This window comes from Pseudomonas sp. UBA5706 (genome assembly GCF_002419965.1).
Classification (GTDB): domain Bacteria; phylum Pseudomonadota; class Gammaproteobacteria; order Pseudomonadales; family Pseudomonadaceae; genus Aquipseudomonas.
The window spans coordinates 84,197-102,346 of record NZ_DIHC01000062.1; the positions used below are offsets into that span (position 1 = coordinate 84,197).

17 protein-coding genes and 5 pseudogenes are annotated in these 18,150 nt (G+C 55.2%); 9 read left to right on the forward strand and 13 right to left on the reverse strand.

Annotated elements, in window-relative coordinates:
- The first annotated feature begins 121 nt into the window (after positions 1 to 121).
- The gene (locus B3I26_RS28365) at positions 122 to 469 is read left to right on the forward strand and encodes a hypothetical protein (protein ID WP_296262728.1); all 348 of its coding nucleotides are present in this window, start codon (positions 122 to 124) and stop codon (positions 467 to 469) included.
- A 105-nt stretch (positions 470 to 574) separates the two neighbouring features.
- Here B3I26_RS28365 and B3I26_RS28370 read toward each other — a convergent pair whose 3' ends face one another.
- Complete coding sequence (locus tag B3I26_RS28370) at positions 575 to 838, reverse strand: hypothetical protein (protein WP_296262729.1); 264 nt, start codon at positions 836 to 838, stop codon at positions 575 to 577.
- 235 nt (positions 839 to 1,073) lie between these two features.
- On the reverse strand, positions 1,074 to 2,699 hold the full coding sequence (locus B3I26_RS28375; protein WP_296262780.1) for a methyl-accepting chemotaxis protein: 1,626 nt from the start codon (positions 2,697 to 2,699) through the stop codon (positions 1,074 to 1,076).
- Positions 2,700 to 2,913: 214 nt separating this feature from the next.
- On the opposite strand from B3I26_RS28375, the pseudogene B3I26_RS29040 reads away from it, so the two are divergent.
- A pseudogene (locus B3I26_RS29040) lies at positions 2,914 to 3,690 on the forward strand (PAS domain-containing protein); the annotation flags it as partial.
- 108 nt (positions 3,691 to 3,798) lie between these two features.
- Positions 3,799 to 4,230: pseudogene (locus B3I26_RS29045) on the forward strand (methyl-accepting chemotaxis protein); the annotation flags it as partial.
- A gap of 1,420 nt (positions 4,231 to 5,650) precedes the next feature.
- Here the strand turns inward: B3I26_RS29045 and B3I26_RS29050 are convergent.
- Positions 5,651 to 5,855, reverse strand: a pseudogene (locus tag B3I26_RS29050) (integrase); the annotation flags it as partial.
- 292 nt (positions 5,856 to 6,147) lie between these two features.
- On the opposite strand from B3I26_RS29050, the gene B3I26_RS28385 reads away from it, so the two are divergent.
- From B3I26_RS28385 to B3I26_RS28410, 6 genes and pseudogenes are all read left to right on the forward strand, one after another.
- Complete coding sequence (locus B3I26_RS28385; protein ID WP_296262731.1) at positions 6,148 to 7,143, forward strand: alpha/beta hydrolase; 996 nt, start codon at positions 6,148 to 6,150, stop codon at positions 7,141 to 7,143.
- Between the two features lie 90 nt (positions 7,144 to 7,233).
- Positions 7,234 to 7,656, forward strand: coding sequence for a hypothetical protein (locus B3I26_RS28390; RefSeq protein WP_296262732.1), 423 nt, complete (start codon positions 7,234 to 7,236; stop codon positions 7,654 to 7,656).
- Between the two features lie 377 nt (positions 7,657 to 8,033).
- Complete coding sequence (locus B3I26_RS28395) at positions 8,034 to 9,242, forward strand: diguanylate cyclase domain-containing protein (RefSeq protein WP_296262733.1); 1,209 nt, start codon at positions 8,034 to 8,036, stop codon at positions 9,240 to 9,242.
- 74 nt (positions 9,243 to 9,316) lie between these two features.
- Positions 9,317 to 10,138 (forward strand): putative bifunctional diguanylate cyclase/phosphodiesterase, encoded by an 822-nt coding sequence (locus tag B3I26_RS28400; protein ID WP_296262734.1) that lies wholly within the window; start codon positions 9,317 to 9,319, stop codon positions 10,136 to 10,138.
- Positions 10,139 to 10,175: 37 nt separating this feature from the next.
- Positions 10,176 to 10,321, forward strand: a pseudogene (locus tag B3I26_RS28405) (IS66 family transposase); the annotation flags it as partial.
- A 149-nt stretch (positions 10,322 to 10,470) separates the two neighbouring features.
- A complete protein-coding gene (locus B3I26_RS28410; RefSeq protein ID WP_296262735.1) occupies positions 10,471 to 10,677 on the forward strand; it encodes a hypothetical protein in 207 nt (68 codons plus the stop codon).
- Between the two features lie 121 nt (positions 10,678 to 10,798).
- Here B3I26_RS28410 and B3I26_RS28415 read toward each other — a convergent pair whose 3' ends face one another.
- The 10 genes and pseudogenes from B3I26_RS28415 to B3I26_RS28460 all read right to left on the reverse strand — a co-directional run bounded on the left by B3I26_RS28415 (position 10,799) and on the right by B3I26_RS28460 (position 18,141).
- Positions 10,799 to 11,407, reverse strand: a complete 609-nt coding sequence (locus B3I26_RS28415; RefSeq protein WP_296262736.1) for a DUF4286 family protein — start codon at positions 11,405 to 11,407, stop codon at positions 10,799 to 10,801.
- Positions 11,408 to 11,532: 125 nt separating this feature from the next.
- Positions 11,533 to 12,258, reverse strand: coding sequence for an alpha/beta fold hydrolase (locus B3I26_RS28420; RefSeq protein WP_296262781.1), 726 nt, complete (start codon positions 12,256 to 12,258; stop codon positions 11,533 to 11,535).
- 2 nt (positions 12,259 to 12,260) lie between these two features.
- Positions 12,261 to 12,590 (reverse strand): hypothetical protein, encoded by a 330-nt coding sequence (locus tag B3I26_RS28425; protein ID WP_296262783.1) that lies wholly within the window; start codon positions 12,588 to 12,590, stop codon positions 12,261 to 12,263.
- 119 nt (positions 12,591 to 12,709) lie between these two features.
- Positions 12,710 to 12,922 (reverse strand): annotated as a pseudogene (locus B3I26_RS28430) (LysR family transcriptional regulator); the annotation flags it as partial.
- Positions 12,923 to 13,057: 135 nt separating this feature from the next.
- Complete coding sequence (locus B3I26_RS28435; RefSeq protein WP_296262737.1) at positions 13,058 to 13,936, reverse strand: alpha/beta fold hydrolase; 879 nt, start codon at positions 13,934 to 13,936, stop codon at positions 13,058 to 13,060.
- The gene (locus tag B3I26_RS28440; RefSeq protein ID WP_296262738.1) at positions 13,933 to 14,721 is read right to left on the reverse strand and encodes a substrate-binding domain-containing protein; all 789 of its coding nucleotides are present in this window, start codon (positions 14,719 to 14,721) and stop codon (positions 13,933 to 13,935) included. Before B3I26_RS28440 ends, B3I26_RS28435 begins: the two co-directional genes overlap by 4 nt.
- 49 nt (positions 14,722 to 14,770) lie before the next feature.
- On the reverse strand, positions 14,771 to 15,706 hold the full coding sequence (locus B3I26_RS28445) for an SMP-30/gluconolactonase/LRE family protein (RefSeq protein ID WP_296262739.1): 936 nt from the start codon (positions 15,704 to 15,706) through the stop codon (positions 14,771 to 14,773).
- Between the two features lie 37 nt (positions 15,707 to 15,743).
- Positions 15,744 to 16,721, reverse strand: coding sequence for an amidohydrolase family protein (locus B3I26_RS28450; protein WP_296262740.1), 978 nt, complete (start codon positions 16,719 to 16,721; stop codon positions 15,744 to 15,746).
- A 31-nt stretch (positions 16,722 to 16,752) separates the two neighbouring features.
- On the reverse strand, positions 16,753 to 17,571 hold the full coding sequence (locus tag B3I26_RS28455; RefSeq protein ID WP_296262741.1) for an SDR family NAD(P)-dependent oxidoreductase: 819 nt from the start codon (positions 17,569 to 17,571) through the stop codon (positions 16,753 to 16,755).
- A gap of 12 nt (positions 17,572 to 17,583) precedes the next feature.
- Positions 17,584 to 18,141: a carboxymuconolactone decarboxylase family protein gene (locus B3I26_RS28460; protein WP_296262742.1), complete on the reverse strand. Its 558-nt coding sequence runs from the start codon at positions 18,139 to 18,141 to the stop codon at positions 17,584 to 17,586.
- Between the last annotated feature and the right edge of the window lie 9 nt (positions 18,142 to 18,150).

The following is an 18,150-nucleotide window of genomic DNA, read 5'->3' on the forward strand; positions in this document are numbered from 1 at the left end:
CGTCATCAAATAGCCACTATGGCTCTGAGCAAGCGAGCGCAGTGGATGCTGATACTCAGACGAGCCAGATCTAGCTGGGCTAAGCCACTGTTATGTCCTGCGCAATCAACGAGAGTCGAACATGTCCTACCAGATCAAACAGCCCGCGGGCTCTTTTGGCCTCCCGCCCAGCCATATCAACGCTCTGGAGCTCGCGCCGGAGCTGCACAGCATGGCAGATACTCTGCTGTACAAAATCCAGATGGCAGACTCGCTCGAGCAACTGAAGTGGACGCACGGTCGAGCTGATGGCTTTGCTTTGGGACTGAATGTGGCCGGGCGGTTAACCCTCTGGCAAGCCGACTATCTAGTGGCGTGTTATGCCGCTGCACGTGAAAAATGCGAGGTCCAGTTCAAAGCAAAAGCCGATGCTAACCAGTGTCAGGCTGCAGTTTTTCCTGGAGAGGCCCTGCTTAGCGCTGCTAACTGAAAGGTGTGAGCCTCAAGCCCTTCAGGGCCGCCTCCAGCTTGCCGAGGGCTTCTTCGCATCGTGAACGCATCAGCACTTCTTACGAGCTTCAGTTCGCTTCCTGGCTCAGAGATGCTTCTTGGCTTCCTTGTCTAGATGCTTGTCGGCCTTATGGCGTTCGTCATTGTCATGTTTCACGCCTTTATCAATCTCATTGGCGTCGTGCTTGACGCCTTTATCGACTTCCCCAGCGTCGTGGTCGACGCCTTTGTCCAGCTCTCGGTTGTCATGGCGAATACCTTTGGCCACGTCGTCTTCGGCAGATGCGAATGGGATAAGTGAGCCGGTTAGTAGAAAGGCGATCATTGCAGACGAAACGAGCTTGCGCATGTGGAACTCCTGAGTGAAAGGCGAGGTTTCCAAAACCTCATCGTTTTGAGGCTAGACGATTGTGCTAAAAACGAAAGGTCTATAGTTGGTCAGGCAGTTCAACCCGTGGCACTGATCACGACAGACTGCTCAGTACCAGCAGGAAGGCTGTTCATGTTGTGAATCTTTTAAAACCCGCCGTTTGGCACTGCCAGTGACGGGCATCTTGAAATAAAGGCTGGATAAGAGGCCAAGGCTATACGCGAAAACGACGGATTTGTTCGTTGAGTCCGACCGCCAGTTCCGACAATTGCTGGCTGGCCGCTCGCGTTTGTTCAGCCCCGGCTGCTGTCTGGACCGAGAGATCACGGATTCTAACCAGGTTGCGATCGACCTCGCGAGCTACCTGAGCCTGCTCTTCGGCCGCGTTGGCGATCACCAGGTTTCGCTCGTCAATACCCGACACCGACTGGGCAATGGCGGCCAGCGCTGTGCTGGCCGACTGTGCCTGTTCGCGGGTCTCCCGGGCTTGGTCGGCACTGGTCAGTAAGGCATCTACAGTGTGGCCGGTGCCCTGTTGAATGCTGCCGATCATGTTTTCGATTTCCCGGGTGCTCTCGCCGGTGCGATGAGCTAGCGCGCGCACTTCATCGGCAACCACTGCGAAGCCACGACCCGCGTCGCCTGCGCGAGCGGCCTCAATCGCAGCGTTGAGAGCCAGAAGGTTGGTCTGCTCGGCGACCGAACGAATGACATCCAGGACTTGGCTGATGTTGCGGGTCTGTTCGGCCAGCTCACCCGCACGCTCGCTTGCTCCCACGACGTTATTGGTCAGGTTTTCGATCGCATTGAGCGTATTGCCGAGCTGCTGCTGCCCCTGGCGTGCAGTCTCAGCGGCTTGTCGTGATTCGTTAGAAGTGGACGTCGCGTTGCCGGCCACCTCGTCGACCGCCTGGCTCATTTCCGTCACTGCGGTGGCTGCCATCTCAATTTCGCTGTTCTGCTGCTGTAGACCGATGGCGCTCTCGTTCATGACTGCCGTCATCTCTTCGGCAGCAGAAGCGAGTTGAGTCGCAGAATGGCCCAAGTGGCCCAGGGTATCGCGCAAGTTGATCTGCATCTGCTGCATCGCCTGCAGAAGCTGGGCCGCTTCATCTTTGCCGTGGATGTCCAGCGTCTGAGTCAAATCGCCACCGGCGATAGTTTTGGCGGCGCTCACGGCGTCTGCGATGGGTTTAGTCAAGCTAACGGTTAGACGCCAAGCCAGCAGCAGGGTTAGACACAAGGCCAGACCAATGGCTGCCCAAGTAACGGTTCTAGACTGATTATAGGTAGCGCTGGAAGCTTCGGAGGCCGCTTGGATGTCCTCCTGGTTGACGCGACGCAGGGCCTCCGTACTTTCGTTCATTCGACTGCCCAGCTGCGCCATGCCTGACTGCACCAAACCACGGGCTTCATCCAACTTGCCTGCATCAATCAGATCGGCAAGTTGGGCAATATTCCTCACATAATCCTGATGGATCTGCCGAAGGTTCTCAAAAGCCTGTCGTTCACGGTCCGAACCGATCAGCTTCTGATAGCGACCAAATGCTGCGTCTACGCCTTCATTGACGGCGTTGATCTTGTCGCGTGTGCTAGCCACAGTCACCGCGTCAGGGATAGCTAACAGGCGCAACACTTCGATCCGGAGGCGAGCTAGCTGCAACGCGAGGTTATCGGTTTCTACGATCCCTGGCACGCTATCTCTCTCCATCGCTAAGCCTTGACTTCGGATCTGCGCCATTTGGGAGGCGCCGAAAATACCAACCCCAGCGACCAGAGCGGCCAAGAGGCCGAAACACAGTAAGCTTCGGCTGGCGATATTGAATGAGCGGAAGGTCATATCAGAGTCCGATTGATGGTTATTGCTAAACAAATCGACAACAGGCGTTTTTACTTGAGCAATTACTTTGACGATCTGCGTAAAACGTAAAACTGTGGCGGGGTTCGCACGATGACGTTTTTGGACATCCTCTGACGCGTCCGATTTTGCTTTACTCAAGGTTTTCCAAAGTATGTCGATAGCATCGATGCGAGTGACGATGCGAGTGACCCTCATGTTCAACACCCGGTTAAAAATCAGGATTCAGCAATTGGAAGAACGGTTGGCTGCTCTTGAGCAGGTCAAGGCCACTCTGGATGTCGAAACCGTGTCGGTCAGTTTGGACCCGGCAGGTGCCATTCTTGAAACAAATGCCCTGTTTGAGATCGAGTTGGGTTTCACTCAAGCCGAGTTATGTGGTCGTGCCCTACGCGACCTGAGTCCTGCGGAACTGCACGGCGATGTGCATCAACGCCGCGCGTTGGACGCAATTGCTAATGGCAAGCATTACAGCGGCACGCTGCGTTTGTGTAGTCGCGAAGGTCGCCACATCTGGTTGCGGGTAATGGTCATTCCGTTCACAGGTAGCAGTGGCCGTGTCGAGAGGATCGTTTTGTATTGCAGCGTTCTAACAAGAACTATTGAGGCTTCCAGGGAAAATGAAGCGCTGGTGGGAGCGCTGATGCGCTCTACGGCCGTCATCGAGTTTTCTCTGGATGGGTTAGTGCTGGCAGCCAATCAGAATTTTCTGGACGCTATGGGCTATACGCTTCCCCAAATCCTGGGCAAGCACCACCGAATCTTTTGCATGCCATCCGACGCTCAGTCGGAAGAATATGATCGGTTTTGGCAGACCCTTAGACAGGCATCCTATGTCGCGGGAAGGTTTTGCCGAGTGGATAAACATGGCAACGAGGTATGGCTGGAGGCTTCCTACAATCCAATCGTGGATGCCAATGGCAAGCTGTACAAGATTGCCAAAATAGCCACCGTTATCACCGACCAGGTCACCCGCGAGCGCGCTGTATCCGAAGCAGCCGGCATGGCCCACGGCACTTCGGTTCGAACCAACGCCAGCGCAGAGCAAGGTCGCGAAGTCATCCAGAACACCGTCACGACCCTCAATACGCTTTCGGCGTTGATGGAAGATGCTGCCCATGGCATAGAAGCACTGGATGCCCAGAGCCAGGAAATCGGTACCATTGTAAAAACCATCGGCAGCATTGCGGATCAGACCAACCTGTTGGCCTTGAACGCAGCAATCGAAGCCGCACGGACCGGGGAGCAGGGGCGGGGGTTTGCTGTAGTCGCCGACGAAGTCAGACATCTGGCCCTTCGGACCACCAAAGCCACTGCAGAAATTGTTGAGGTGGTGAAAAACAATCAAGTGCTCGCTTCCAGTGCTGTGACTATGATTGGAAAAAGCTGGCAACAGGCAGGTGCGTCATCAGATTTGGCAATTGAAGCGGATGAGGTGATCAAAGACATTCAGCTGGGTGCGAACAGCGTTGTTGCTGCCGTTGAGCAGTTCTCTGGTCAAGCCGGACAGTGACGATTTGTGCAATGCTTCCTGTCATTATTGTGCAGTAACCTTAAGCTGAAGCGCGATCCAGGTGATCCTTATGCTCGATGCTCTCAAGCAATCCATAGGCAACCTGCACAGTGTCCACCGGCCCAGATTGGAAGATGAGTGTGACCTGCTATTTGCTCGGATCGAGCAAGCGCGAAGAGAAGGGGCAGTAACTGACCAGCAGGCCATGCAGCTGATCTACGATGTACGTAATGAGCGTGCACGGTGCTTTCGCAGCGGGAGTCGTCAGCGCACTGGGCACTCTTCAGTAGGATGACACGATATTTCCTGCGGAATTGAAATCTGGCCTGCCCATTGCCATATCGACGTCACTCAGTTTCGAAAATAACGCCACCGCGCGGTATGCAGAGTCACCAAGTGGCGAAAAATGGTCAGGATCACTGCTGTGCCGTTGTGAATATCTGGCAAAGCCTCGTCTACCGTTTGACGAATTTATTGGCCGCAATAGAAGACTAGATGTCCATGAGCAAAACTATCCGTAGGGCAATTGTCGCGCGCAGCATCCATATGAACCCAGGGTATCGAAGAACTGGTTGGATCTTATTCACGCTTGGTGAGTGCGGACATGAAATACGTCGAAATTTGTCTCAAGGGTTTCCGAAATTGGGCCGTGCCAGATGCTCGGAATGTGAGCGCGCGCGAGATGCGGCAGTAGGGCCGCTACGCATAGGCATTGCCGACCAGGGCTGAACTTCCAAGTCTGATCACGAGCTTCCCGCATAACGGATAAAGCTCTTGAAATATACGATATTGGTTTCACTGATGGTTTTGAGCTTAAACGCTGGAGCCGCTCAGCTAATTCTCGACCTGCCAAGTTGTGACGTCAAAGGCCAGCGTGCAGCGTTGGGAAGATCGGCGGGAAGATCAGCGATACGAGGCAAGCTCACATCACGGTGCGCGCGAATGTCCTGAGTGCCGATATTGCCACCGCACGGAAAGCTCGCAAGATTACAGAGGTGGAAGCTGGACGCATGAACGATCGCGTCAATGACGTTCGGCTTCAGACTGATCGCTTTGTCAAGCAGCAAGGGTTTCTCAGTGCGCAGAGAGCGCTAGTTTCGACCGGGAATAAGATGCCATCGCAAGGCGATTGTGCCGGTAGGAAAACGCAGCATCGGAGGATGCGAGATAGAAGGAGCCCACCCGTCGTAAGTACTCTCTTCCTTGCATTAGGCGAATGGGCCCAACGAGCCAACCACAACTCTACCAAGGGGATCGCGTGCCGCCGCGGTTTTCCCGAATGTGCACCCCAACTGACTTGACTTGCCACCTACAAAATCGGACACCTATACCCCGTTAAATTGAATATTCCTAAATGCGATTACTATATCCTCGGCTTTGAATTCGATCCCCAGAAACCGAGCTTTTTCTATTCCTTCTATCAATACTTCACCTTGTAGGTCGGTGAATCTTCAGCCAAGTTCTCCCGCCGATCGTAGATCTGGTTGTGCTGATGTTGGCATGGCCCAGGGCCTGGCCTTGATTCGTAGAGCAAGCAGCAGGCCGAGCTGGCATTGGTGACCGCCGTTGCTCTGAGCCCATGGACCAAAGTAGTCGACCTCAATCCAAGCCTTCTTCACGTAGGCCGCTGCATGACTTAGTTGCTCGCATTGGTAGTACTCGCGCGCAGAGTTAGGTTTAGCTCCCTACCGCCGATCCGTATAACGGTTGTCTGCCTTGAACACTACTTGTTTTCCTCGGACAAAGCATAGGAGCGGCTCCTGATGCGCCTGCCGCCACTTTCATGGCCATAGCTGAACCCATCGAGGATTCACCATGCGTTCGTCCCATCCAATACGTTGTGCATTGGTTGCTGCAGTAACCGCCGTCAGCTTGGCAACCTTAGCCGGTTGCGCTCGCGATCCGGAAAAACCTACCTTGTCGGAATTAGCTGTCAGCTCGACCAAAAGCTTGTTCCGCACTGACAGCGACATGCAGAAAGTGCTTAACGCCCAAGCGGCGTTCGATCCTAAAGCCATTGAAAAAATCACGCCGGACGAAGCCCGTAAACAGCCTACTGTGGCTGATGGCGTAAAGCGGGTACTGGCCGACCAGAAGCGTGACAGCAGCCCCACAGCACTGGTCCCGGGCGTGGCAACCCATGAGATCACCGTAGCCGGTGCTGCAGGGAACTTGCCAGCAACCGTCTATACCCCTGCTGGTAACGGACCATTCCCGGTAGTGCTGTATTTCCACGGCGGCGGTTGGGTGATCGCGGACCGTACCGTGTATGACGGTGGCGCCCGCGGCCTGGCCAAGCAGGCCAATGCTATCGTAGTGTCAGTGGACTACCGTCGCGCGCCAGAATATAAATTCCCGGCAGCCCATCTAGACGCTGTTGCTGCCTACCGCTGGCTCACTACCAACGCTGCTAGCATTGGCGGAGACCCTAAACGCCTAGCGTTGGCCGGCGAAAGCGCCGGCGGCAATCTGGCGCTCGCCACCGCTGTGGCAGCACGCGATCAGGGCCTGACCTCGCCCAAGAGTGTGATTGCTGTGTACCCAGTGGGGCAGACCACGACCAACACCGAGTCGTACTTGAAGTACGCTGACGCCAAGCCACTTAATCGCCCCATGATGCTTTGGTTCGTGGCCAATGTGACCAAAAGCTCTGCCGATCTGAAGGATCCACGCTTGGACCTTGTGCACGCCAACCTTCACGGTCTGCCGCCAGTGACTCTGATCAACGCCGAGATCGACCCGCTGCGTGATGACGGTGCGCAACTGGAGCAGGCGTTGCGAAACCAGGGCGTAAGCGTGGAGCGCAAACTGTATGACGGCGTGACCCACGAGTTTTTCGGCACCGCTGCGGTGGTGGAAAAGGCTCAGGAAGCGCAGGCCTATGCTGGCGCTCGCTTGAAGGCAGCGTTCTAACCAGCCCTCTGGCCGCAACGTCACCAACGACGCTGACGTGTTCCGCCATACGGCGGCGACTGACAGCTACCGCACGGACGCCCTAGCTGTGTGGATCTGATTGCCCGGTTCGCGGACAACAACGACAAGATCGAAGTGTCCGCTTTGGGTTACACCGGGTACGGAGACGGCTCCGGGAACACTCTGAAAATGCTCTATAACCAAGACCTGGACCGCATCTACCTCAAGGATGTGGAAGCGGACGCGCAAGGCTACCGGTTCGAAATCGGCCTCACTGGCGCTTGGCTTCAAGCCCCGGGCAATGCCGACATGATCTTCGCGTCCAAGACGCAAGTGTCCTTGGTGGAAGTGGTTAGCACGTCATACACTCGACAGAAATGCCATAGCTGGCAATTACTTTTGGGGGATTGTAGGAGGGCGGGGAGAGGCACCCAAGGTGCCGTTCCTCTCTTGCTGGCCGCTGTAATCCAAGGCTCAAGTCTCCTTGGATTACAGCGATCACTCGAACATTAAAAATGCTGGGGTCAGACGCGATCAGTAGCGAATGTCTACTTTTTTTTATCTGGGGTTTGCCGACGCGGGATCCCTGCCGAAGGGTGCAATCATTATGCCTTGGCGAACCGTTCAGCGTGGAGCAGCTTTAGGTCGTGACGGTTGAATTCTTGACTGTCGGGATTTAGGCGGAAGCCGGTTTTGCATCGGTGGAGATTGCTTGAGCGGCCCACGCCCGACCTGATATGGGCAAAAAAATTACTAAGAATACCAGAATACGCCTAGCTATTTAGTTACGGAGGTGAGATGTTGTTGGCATGTGCGTCCCACCCTGTGTTGTACCCATACCGCACAGGCATTTGATTTCGTGCTCTTGAAATCCTCAGGGACAAGGAAGTATGACCGTTTCTGTATTAATTCTTTGTGGGATTAGCGAAAACGCGACATTTCTTGATCATTTTTCGGCTACGGGTAGGCCTTGGCGGCTAAGTTTTTTCAGCACTGCCGCATCGGTGGTAAGTCATTTAGAAAAACAATTAGCCGACGTCATTATCGTAAGCATGGCTCGCGGACGCTTCAAGGATTTGAGGAAATTCGTTGAGTTTCATGAATTAGTGTCCTTCACGCCTATATTGATGGTTGGAACCGAACTGCAGAGCAGAGCTGCTAAATTATTCGTAACGTGTGGAGCTCAGGGTTTTGTCCCGGTTGATTCAAAGGACCAACGTATTGGTATCCAAGTTATTCGCGATCTGATCTTGGACTTTCGCTTAAAAAGAGAAGTGGAGAGGAGTAACGTACGGGCCGGGGCTACGCTCAATGCGATCAGTGATGGCGTGGTAAGCGTCGATGCCTATGGCAATACCGATTTCATCAATCCTGCTGCCGAAGTGCTGACTGGCTGGACCAGCTCCGAAGCTAAAGGACAATCGATTGCCAAGGTGATGTCCATCGAGATCGATGACTCCCTTGGGGATGAATCACATCCGGTACATGCAGCTCTACAGACGCGTTCTGCAACGGGTTTAAGTGCGGGTGCAGTACTGATTAAGCGCGACGGTACCCGGGTAGATATAGAGGACTCGGTTGCACCGATCATTGACAATCACGGCAATCTTGCAGGCGCCGTAATGGTGTTTCACGACGTCTCGGAAGCTCGCGCGATGAAGGTGAAAATGACCTATCTGGCCGAGTATGACTACCTCACGCAGTTGCCTAATCGCGTTCTGTTTCAGGATCGCTTGGAGCAAGCGGTGCGCGCAGCGCAGCGTGATAACCATCGCTTGGCAGTGATGTTCATTGATCTGGACAATTTCAAATACATCAATGATTCACTAGGTCATACTGTAGGCGATCAGCTTCTATTTGCCGTGGCAGGTGCGATGACCCGAAGCGTTCGGGCTTCGGATACAGTGTGTCGTCAGGGCGGTGACGAGTTCGTGGTGCTCCTGCCAGCGTTGCAGCTAAATGATAACGTCGAATTTATTGCCAAGAAGATTTTGGAGTCAATCAATGCGGGACACCAGGTCAATCAGACCACGCTTTACATCTCAGCGAGTATCGGAATAAGTTTTTCCCCTCTGATGCATCTAACGCCGAAGACTTAGTCAAGCATGCAGACACTGCGCTTTACGAGGCTAAAGCTAAGGGACGTAATCGCTTTCAATTCTTCCGGCCGACCATGAGTGCTACTGCTGTCGAACGCCAAACCATCGAAGCAGATCTGCGGAACGCCCTTCGTCTTGATCAGTTCACCCTTTATTATCAGCCTAAAGTGGATCTAAGCAGTGGCCGGATCACTGGTGTAGAGGCATTGCTGCGATGGTGTCATCCGCGAGACGGCACGATTTTGCCCTCGCGCTTTATCAGTGTTGCCGAGGACAGCAGATTAATCGTTCCAATTGGTAATTGGGTGGTGCGCAATGTTTGCCAACAAATCAAGCGATGGGAAGACCAAGGGTTCAGAAATTTAAGTGTGGCTGTCAACGTCTCGACTATTGAATTATCGTATACCGGTTATATCGACAATATCCTGTCGATTCTAGAGGAGACAGGTATCGCGCGTGGGTCTCTACAGCTTGAGCTCACTGAGAGCGTGCTTATGGCTGACCTGCCAGTGAATCGACAGGCTCTACTGCGTCTCAAAACCGCGGGGCTCACCCTAGCACTTGACGATTTCGGAACTGGTTATTCCAGCTTGGCTTATCTCACTCAATTGCCCTTTGACGTATTGAAGATCGACCAATCCTTCATCCGGCATATTAACTTGCGGGCAGATAACGCTGCAGTGGTCGCCGCAATCCTTGCGATGGGTAAAAGTCTGCAGCACTGTGTAGTGGCTGAAGGTATTGAAGACGCTTTGGAGTTTGGATTTCTGCAACGTAGTGGCTGCCAAGAAGGACAAGGCTACCTATTCAGCCCTCCTTTGAACGAAACGCAGATGACAATTCTGCTAAGCTCTGGCAGCGTGACGATACCTTCCGTGCGTGATAGCTATCATTGAGTTTTAGTAGCAAGCATTTGGTGGCGAAATCAAAACGCTGCATGACTGGATGTTGGCCCAGAGTGACCTGGTGCCCAACGAATCGGCAATAGCCAAAGCCCTGGATTACAGCCTTAAACGCTGGAAACGCTGGATGGCGCTGACGCGTTACCTGACGACGGGGCTGTGCCCATTGACAACAACTAGGTCGATCATCTGTCTCGGCTCCAGTCACAAATTCAACGTTGCGCTTAGTGCGGCAATAACCGAGTGATCGCGGCAAGCATAACTAACAGAAAAGGATCCAGGCCGGGCCAGGCTGGAACGGTCACCCCATGGTGCCAGGAGCCGTCATGCAGTTAGATCAAGTGAAGAAGGTCAAGCAGGTCATCGGGGAGGCCGCAGCAAATGCTGCATTGGCTGAAGGATGGGTGTTGATTTCGGCAGTGACGTACAATTCCAGCGTTAGCTCCAGCGGCGTCAGCGGTGGGGCGTCAGTAACATATGTGCTCGGCAAATCGACCGAGCTAGAGAATTACCCGTCTAAGCTGACGATTTGAAGAACTGAAGAAACTGAACGGACTCCTGTAGCCCATCACGCATAAACGGGATTTACGTTAAATTCTGAGACCCCTTCGACAAGTAACCCCGCTGGACTGCTAGTAGCCGGGACGCTAGGGCCTACCTGGTGTAGCGCACGTATACATTTAGCTTGCTAGCACCTACGTCGCCGATACGGGCTAGGCTCGCCAGCATGTCTGGGGTCTGCACATGATTAAAACCCAGAACGCAAACCAGTTGCCCCTCCGTCTGAGCCCATTGGTACTCGATAACGCCAGGCAATGCGCTGACAAACACACTTGCTTGAGCCATTATTTCTGCAGCTAAATCTGGATCGTCTAGTGGCCAGGTGATTAAGCCCAGAGAGATCGCTGTCCGATTGCTAGCCTTCTGGGACAACATCTGAGCCGCAAGCCGTTGTCTTCCAATCGTTCTCGGTAAGATGCGTTTGCTCCAGGGACTGTTGTTCGCTCCGGAGATTGCCCGGTATTCGGCTGAGTCGAATATTGCGTAGTTTTCCAGCGTGTATCGCGCCAGATACCGGGGCCAGCCGTGTATGGCTACCCACCTTTGGCCGTTGATGAAACCAGGCGTGCTGAGCCTTTGGGGAAAATGCTCATAGTCGTACCAGTCATTGAATTCCTCCTCCAGGAGCGAGGGGGGCTCCAGTAAAACGAGAAGTAGCGCACCAGACTCCACGTAATGATCGGTTGATTTACTAGTAATCATCGTAGACCTCCGTTGGATCACTAGCTGATGAGGGCCATTGAGTTCGCATTGCCCGATCATGCGGATGAACAGGCAAAGCTTTTCAATGGATCTTCAGAGCTTGCTCTGAGCCGACTAGCTGGACCTTATTTTTGGCCATACACCCGGTGAGCAAAGGAGGTGATCGCATCGGCCATTTCTCGTGGCCGCTCTGGAGCCATTGCATGCCCAGCGCCTTTGATAACGACGTGCTCGACCCTGTCACCCAGCATGGGCTTCAGGATATTGCGCAAAACAACTGCGTCTTTCTCGCCCTGCAGGTCGAGGATAGGAACAACCTTGCCGCCAGACCAGTAGCTTTCGACGGGCGTGGTGTCGCGAGCATGGTCCTGAGCCTTGTGCGTAGCGTCATACCATCCAGGCAGCCATGCCCGAACGTCATTGCCCGGAGCAAAGAAAGCTTCTTGCAGATACTCAATGCGCTTAGCCTCCGGCAGCGAGTAATCGCTCGCTCCCTTGATGGCCTCGACCATGCGGCCATAAGGCTTTTCAGACGATCCAGGAGGCAATTTCCCGATCGACGCAGAGGCGAGCACAATACCTTTCACAAGATCCGGCCTATCAACGGCTAGAACGCGCGCAGGCTGGCTCCCCCAAGCGTGCCCCACGATGATAGCCGGCCCACTTTTTTCGTGGTCCATGACCAACGCAACGTCAGCAGCGAAATCGTGAAGGGTAGGGGGCTCCATAGGCGCTTTACTGCCATTAACGCCTCTCGGTTCGGGACGGATGACGCGGTACCCATCCTTGGCAAGGTAACGTGCGACCTCATCATAGTCATGGGCTCCACGACCCTTGGAAGGCAAAATCACGATCAAGGGCCCTTGGCCTGATCGAGAGCCTCGATATGCACATTGCCAGCTTCAGCCGTAATGGTGCGAACAGCTGCATCGGTGGCAAACGCGGGGTTATTCAAGGCAGCGATGCCGGTAAGAAATAGCGAAGGCAGAACATATTTGGCGTACATACAGAGCTTTTTATAGTTGTTAGTTGGATAGCCATCTGCAGGCAGGCTCCGATACCCATGCTCGTACTTCAAATACCAATTTCTCATGCCAGTCCATGCCGCCCGGGCATAGAACCCCCATCTTTTTTCAGCTTGCTCGGGATCTCCGCTCCATGCCGCGGTGTTATGGATAGCCATGGGAATTCGGTCTTGGCGACGCTGCCTCCCGTTCCCATATTCTCTTGGAAACCACTATAAAAATAATCGGACAGCCATGACGAACCTGACGACGCAAGAAATCTTCGATCGTGAAGCCCTTGCGCTGCGTACTTGCTCACCCTCACCCCGTCTTCGGTGAGCTGGTAGGCATGGCCTCGGCGGTCTACAAGTTTCATATTCAATGAAGTCTCGAGTGCCGCTATCCGGCGAGCCACAGTGGCATGCTCGACTCCTAGCAATCGGGCCGCAGCTGCCAGCGAACCTACTCGGGCAAACGCAGAGAAAAAACGCAGGCTGTCCCAATCGATCATGTCGTACTCATTCCAGTGAAACCAGCCGGGAACTGACGAGTTAAGGCCAAGCTAACCGGTATCCAGACAAAAGCTTTCGCGTTGCTGAAAGTAAAACAGGCGCCCTTGGGCGCCTGTTTTGATTACTCCGCGACCTTAACGTGCGTATTGGGCCTTCGCAAATGCTGCGATGGCGTCAGCCATCGCCTTTGGCTGCTCAGGAGCCATCGCATGTCCTGCATTTTTCAGCACCACAACTTGGACTCGATCACCCAACATGCTCTTGAGTACACCTGAAAAGCGTCTTGGTGCCACTGTGTCGGCTTCGCCTTGCAGGTCCAGAATCGGTGCCTTGCCAGCCGCAAAGTAGTCGTCGACAGGCGTTGTATTGCGCGCATGGGACTCGGCGTCATGGGTTGCTTCGTGCCAGCCATCAAGCCACACAGATGGGTCATTACCCGGCGCGAAGAATGCCTTTTTTAGATAAACGAGACGCTGTTCTTTGCTCAGAGAAAGATCGCCGGCCCCATCGATGGCTTGGCGCATTTCGGCGTTGATAGGTTTTTCGGTCGACCCAGGTGGCACCTTACCTGCCGATGCAGCTGCCATCACAACCCCGCGAACAAGGTCAGGACGATCGGCAGCGAGCATTCGTGCTGCAAAATTACCCCAGGCGTGTCCGACGACCACTATAGGTCCTTTGTTTTCATGCTCGACGACCGCCGCCACATCTCGGGCAAAGTCATGAACCGACAGGTTTTCCATCGGGCCTTTGCTTTTCCCAATACCGCGGGGCTCTGGTCTGACGACACGGAAGCCATCTTCCTGAAGATATTGAGCAACCTTGTCGTAGTCGCGCCCTGACCTTCCGAGGGAAGGGAGCATGACGACGACAGGCCCGGTTCCCTGGGAGTTAACCTCGATCTGCACATTGTCGTAACGGACAATTTCGTGCTCAAGCTGTGCGTCGGCAAAAGCAAATCCCACCGCCAGGCTGAGCGATGCGCCTACAAAAAAACGGGAGACCATGTTCATTGTTTAGCTCCTTGATTAGACGAATTCTGTACGGGCTCCAGCCCGCTTTCCGTTAGCAATTGGTGGGCAGCAGGACTGGCGAGAAACTCAACAAATTCTCGGGCCACGACGGCATTTGAGGTCTGCGATGCGACTGTCGCGCAAAAACGACTGACTTTCTGAACCTCCTTGGGCAGCGGTCCCAGGTAATCCACGCCTGGTGTCACTTTCAGCTCACTGACTTGCTGCATGCCGATGTCGGCCTCCCCACGGGCCAGTGCAGTGCCCACAAGCTCCTTGCCTTGAACCTCCAGGGTTTTGCCCTTGAGCTGTTCGGCGATTCCCAAGCGTTGGAATAGCTCCGAGCGAATGAAGACGCCACTCGCACCTTGTGAATAGGCGACTTTGTCCGCCGCCAGTAAGGCCGCTTTGAGTGCTGCCACTGTGGAGATGTCCGGGTGTGCGTGCCCGTGGGGAACGCCTACGCCAATCGGAGAATCGGCGATATCGCGCCGCGTGGTCAGGTCGAATGCGCCTGACGGAGCGAGCAGGTCGAGGGTCTCGCTCGCCATGATTGCCAAGTCCATGGGTTCATGGTGCTTGATGCGCTGTGGAATGGATTCGGGAGATTTGCCCATCGAAGGTCCCCAGCTGATCGCCAACGTATTACCGCTGGCTTTTTCATAAGCGGGCTGCAGATGTGCCATGGCGCCTTTGAGTGCGCCGCTAGCGATGACCTTCAGTTCTGCTGCATCGACGAGTTGTGAAAACGTCAGCAACCCAACCAGACTGGTCGAGAGTATCAAAGGGGTATTTCTTGTTTTTATCACAGGGCCACCTTTCCTAGAGCGCGTCTCAGACGCCGCGCGTGTTTACGAACAGTGAGTACAGAGAAGTTGTTGAAGTCATCAACAGACGGTTGCCGCGGGGACCACTGAAGCAGAGGTTTGCGCAGCGCTCGGGCAAGTCGATATGCCCAATGGTTGTGCCATCGGCAGCGAATATTCTTACCCCGTCCAGCCCCGGCTCCTCAGACCCCCAGCCGCACCAGAGATTGCCATCGACATCTACCCGCAAGCCGTCTGGTAAACCTGTGCCTGCATCAATCAGATGACGCCGGTTTTCCAGGCAGCCGTCCTGATTGACGCTGTAGGCGACGATCCTGCGCGGACGTGCTCTGGATTCGACGAGATAGAAGTTTTTTTCATCAGGGGAAAATGCCAGTCCGTTGGGACCTTCAAGGTCCCGGGCTACGCAGTGCAAGGTGCCGTCCGGGTCCCGGCGATACACATTTGCCGGCAGTGACGGCGACCCTTGGCGCCCCATGTAATCGCTGACCAGGCCGAACGGCGGATCGGTAAACCAGACGCTGTCGTCTGACTTCACCACGATGTCATTAGGCGAATTAAGGGGCATTCCCTCAAATCGGTCGGCTAGGACAGTAACCGAGCCGTCGTACTCCGTACGAGTGATGCTCCTTGCGCCGTGTTCGCATACCAACAACCGACCCTGGCGATCACGTGTCAGGCCGTTGGCCTGATTAGATGGCTGGCGAAACACGCCCAGCGTGCCGTTAGCCTCATCCCAGCGCATGATTCGATCGTTCGGTAAATCTGTGAACAGCAGATAGCGTCCATCACCGAACCAGGCGGGACCTTCAGCCCAGCGCAGGCCGGTCGCCAGGCGTTCGACCTTGGCGTGGGCAAGTCGGTAGTGCGCGAAACGCGGATCCAGCACTTTGACGGCGGGATCGGGCACACGGGTACTCGGACGCCATTCTAGATCGTTCATGGTTGACTCCAGATCAGGCCGATTTGCAGACGGCTTGTCAGCCATAGAGGCGGGTCGGATTGTCGACAAGCACTGCTTTTTGCAGCGCGGAGTTGCCGCAAACCTGCTCGATGAACTCAAGAAGCTGAGCATCGTTGGGCGTTGGGCCCTTGATATTCGGGTGCGGCCAATCGGAACCCCAGATGGCTCGTTCCGGTGCGCACTCGAGCAACTGGCGAACCTTATCCAGCGCGTCTGGCCACGGTCCTGGCTGGCCCTGCATGGCGCGGTCTATGCCCGATAACTTAATCCAGCGATCGGGACGCTTGAGTTGCTCTTGCAGTGCTGCAAACGCGCTGGTGTCCGTCGGCTGGGTGAAGTCCGGCCGGGCCATGTGATCGATCACCAATGGTGTTTTGAGGTTCTGCCATTGCTGCAGGAACGGGAGCAGCGTGGTGAGCTCACCATGCACCAGCACATGCCAGCCCAACGGCGCGACACGCTCGGCCAGATGACGTAATTTTTCAGGATCACGGGCGCCGGGAAGATGGCCCATCAGGTTGAATCGGATGCCCCGTAACCCACCCTCATGGAGCCTCTGCAGCTCAGCATCGGAGGTGTTTTCGTCGATCAAACCGACGCCTCTGTAGCGCCCTTTGCTCTCGGCAATCGCAGAAAGAATCGCAGAGTGGTCTGTCCCGTAGGGCGCCGCCTGCACCAACACTCCACGACTGATCCCCAGCTTTTCGTGCAGCGCCAATAGATTCGCGAAAGGCGCCGGATCAGGCGTATATGCCGCATTAGCCGGAAGAGGGAAGCGGTCCCACGGTCCATAAATATGGGTGTGACAGTCCCAGAGAGCAGTTGCTGTAGATGGGCTGGGCATAGTCGCTCCGGAAGTCTGGGTGAACGCGCCACCGAGAAGGCTGACTCCGGCGGCGGCTGTTGCTGTTTGTTTGATAAAAAGGCGTCGGGACGCCTGAAAGCTGGACCAGTCAGCCATGGTGGAGTGCTCTGATTTTTGTTGGATGAGCATGGCAAGCCTGGTTAAGGGCCACGCCCGGGCTTCAGTTGCAGCGCACGCTCATGCCGCCGTCGACAACGATTTCGGTGCCTGTCACAAAGCGTGATTCATCGCTGGCCAAATACAGCGCCGCATAGGCTGTATCGCGACCGTCGCCCATGAAGCCCAGCGGGATGCGGGCAAGTCGTGAATCGAGCAGCTTGCCGACGTCCCCACCAGTGCGCTGTCCTGCCAAGCGGACCTCAACCATTGGCGTATGGAGTTGACCAGGGACGACAGTGTTGACCCGGATTCCCTTCGGGGCATATTCGACAGCGGTCACGCGGCCTAACTGGATAACGCCGGCTTTGCTCGCGGCATAGGCCACCTGCGCGGATCCGGTGAAGCGGATTCCTGACGTTGACGCCGTGTTGATGATCGAGCCGCTGCCTTGGGCTTCCATGTGCGGCAGAACATGCTTACAGGTCAGAAACACGCTCTTAAGGTTGAGAGCAATTTGAGCGTCGAATTTCTCTTCGCTGAGAGCAACGGCGCCGCCAGGGGCCGAACCACCGACGTTATTCACTAGGACGTCTACGCTGCCGTAGGTGTCCTTGCACGCGGCGACCATTGCCTCCACCTCCGCACTGTCAGTCACGTCACAGACGTAAGGAGTGACATCACCGCCCTCTTCTCTGATGCGGGTGAGTGTCTCTTCCATGGGCCCCATGTCGCGGTCCACGGCGAATACTTTTGCTCCAGCCAGTGCAAAAAGCACAGCGACTGCGCGCCCATTGCCCCAACCAGTGCCGACGCAACCTGCGCCTGTGACTATGGCGACCTTGCCGTTCAGGCGGTCGCTTTTAGGAAGTGCTTCAGTCATGGGAGATCCTTATTAGAGTTGAGCTGGGAGTTCGGGCTGCACGCCGGCAGGCGGCGGTACCTCAAACACCTTGATGGTCATGGAGATCAGCGTGTAGTAACCGGCGATACCGACCAGATCGACAGCGGCATCATTGCCAAGGACTTCGATAAACCGCTGGTATGTCTCGTCTGTCACGTATCGCTGTGAATGCAATTCGTGGATGAAGCGATACACCAGCTCTTCATCGTCACGCTCGAAGGGCGGCTTCTGACCATCGCGAACCGCGTCGATAATGTCGGGGGACAACCCTGCATCGAGGGCGAATGGCTTATGAGCCGCCCATTCGTACTCAGCCAGCCAATAACGGCCCATCATTAAAATGGCGAGCTCTGAAAGGCGGGGCTCCAGGCAGCTGTCATAGCGGCAATAGCGACCCAGTGCCTGTGCGCATTCGGCCAGTTCCGGGCGGTGCAGCCAGATGGCCAATGGACCTCGAACGCCTTTGCGCGGGCCGTTGGCAATGCGCTCGTAAATAACCTGCTGCGCATCGCTCAGGTGGTCGGGATCAACTGGAGGTAGACGATTCATGGCGAGTTC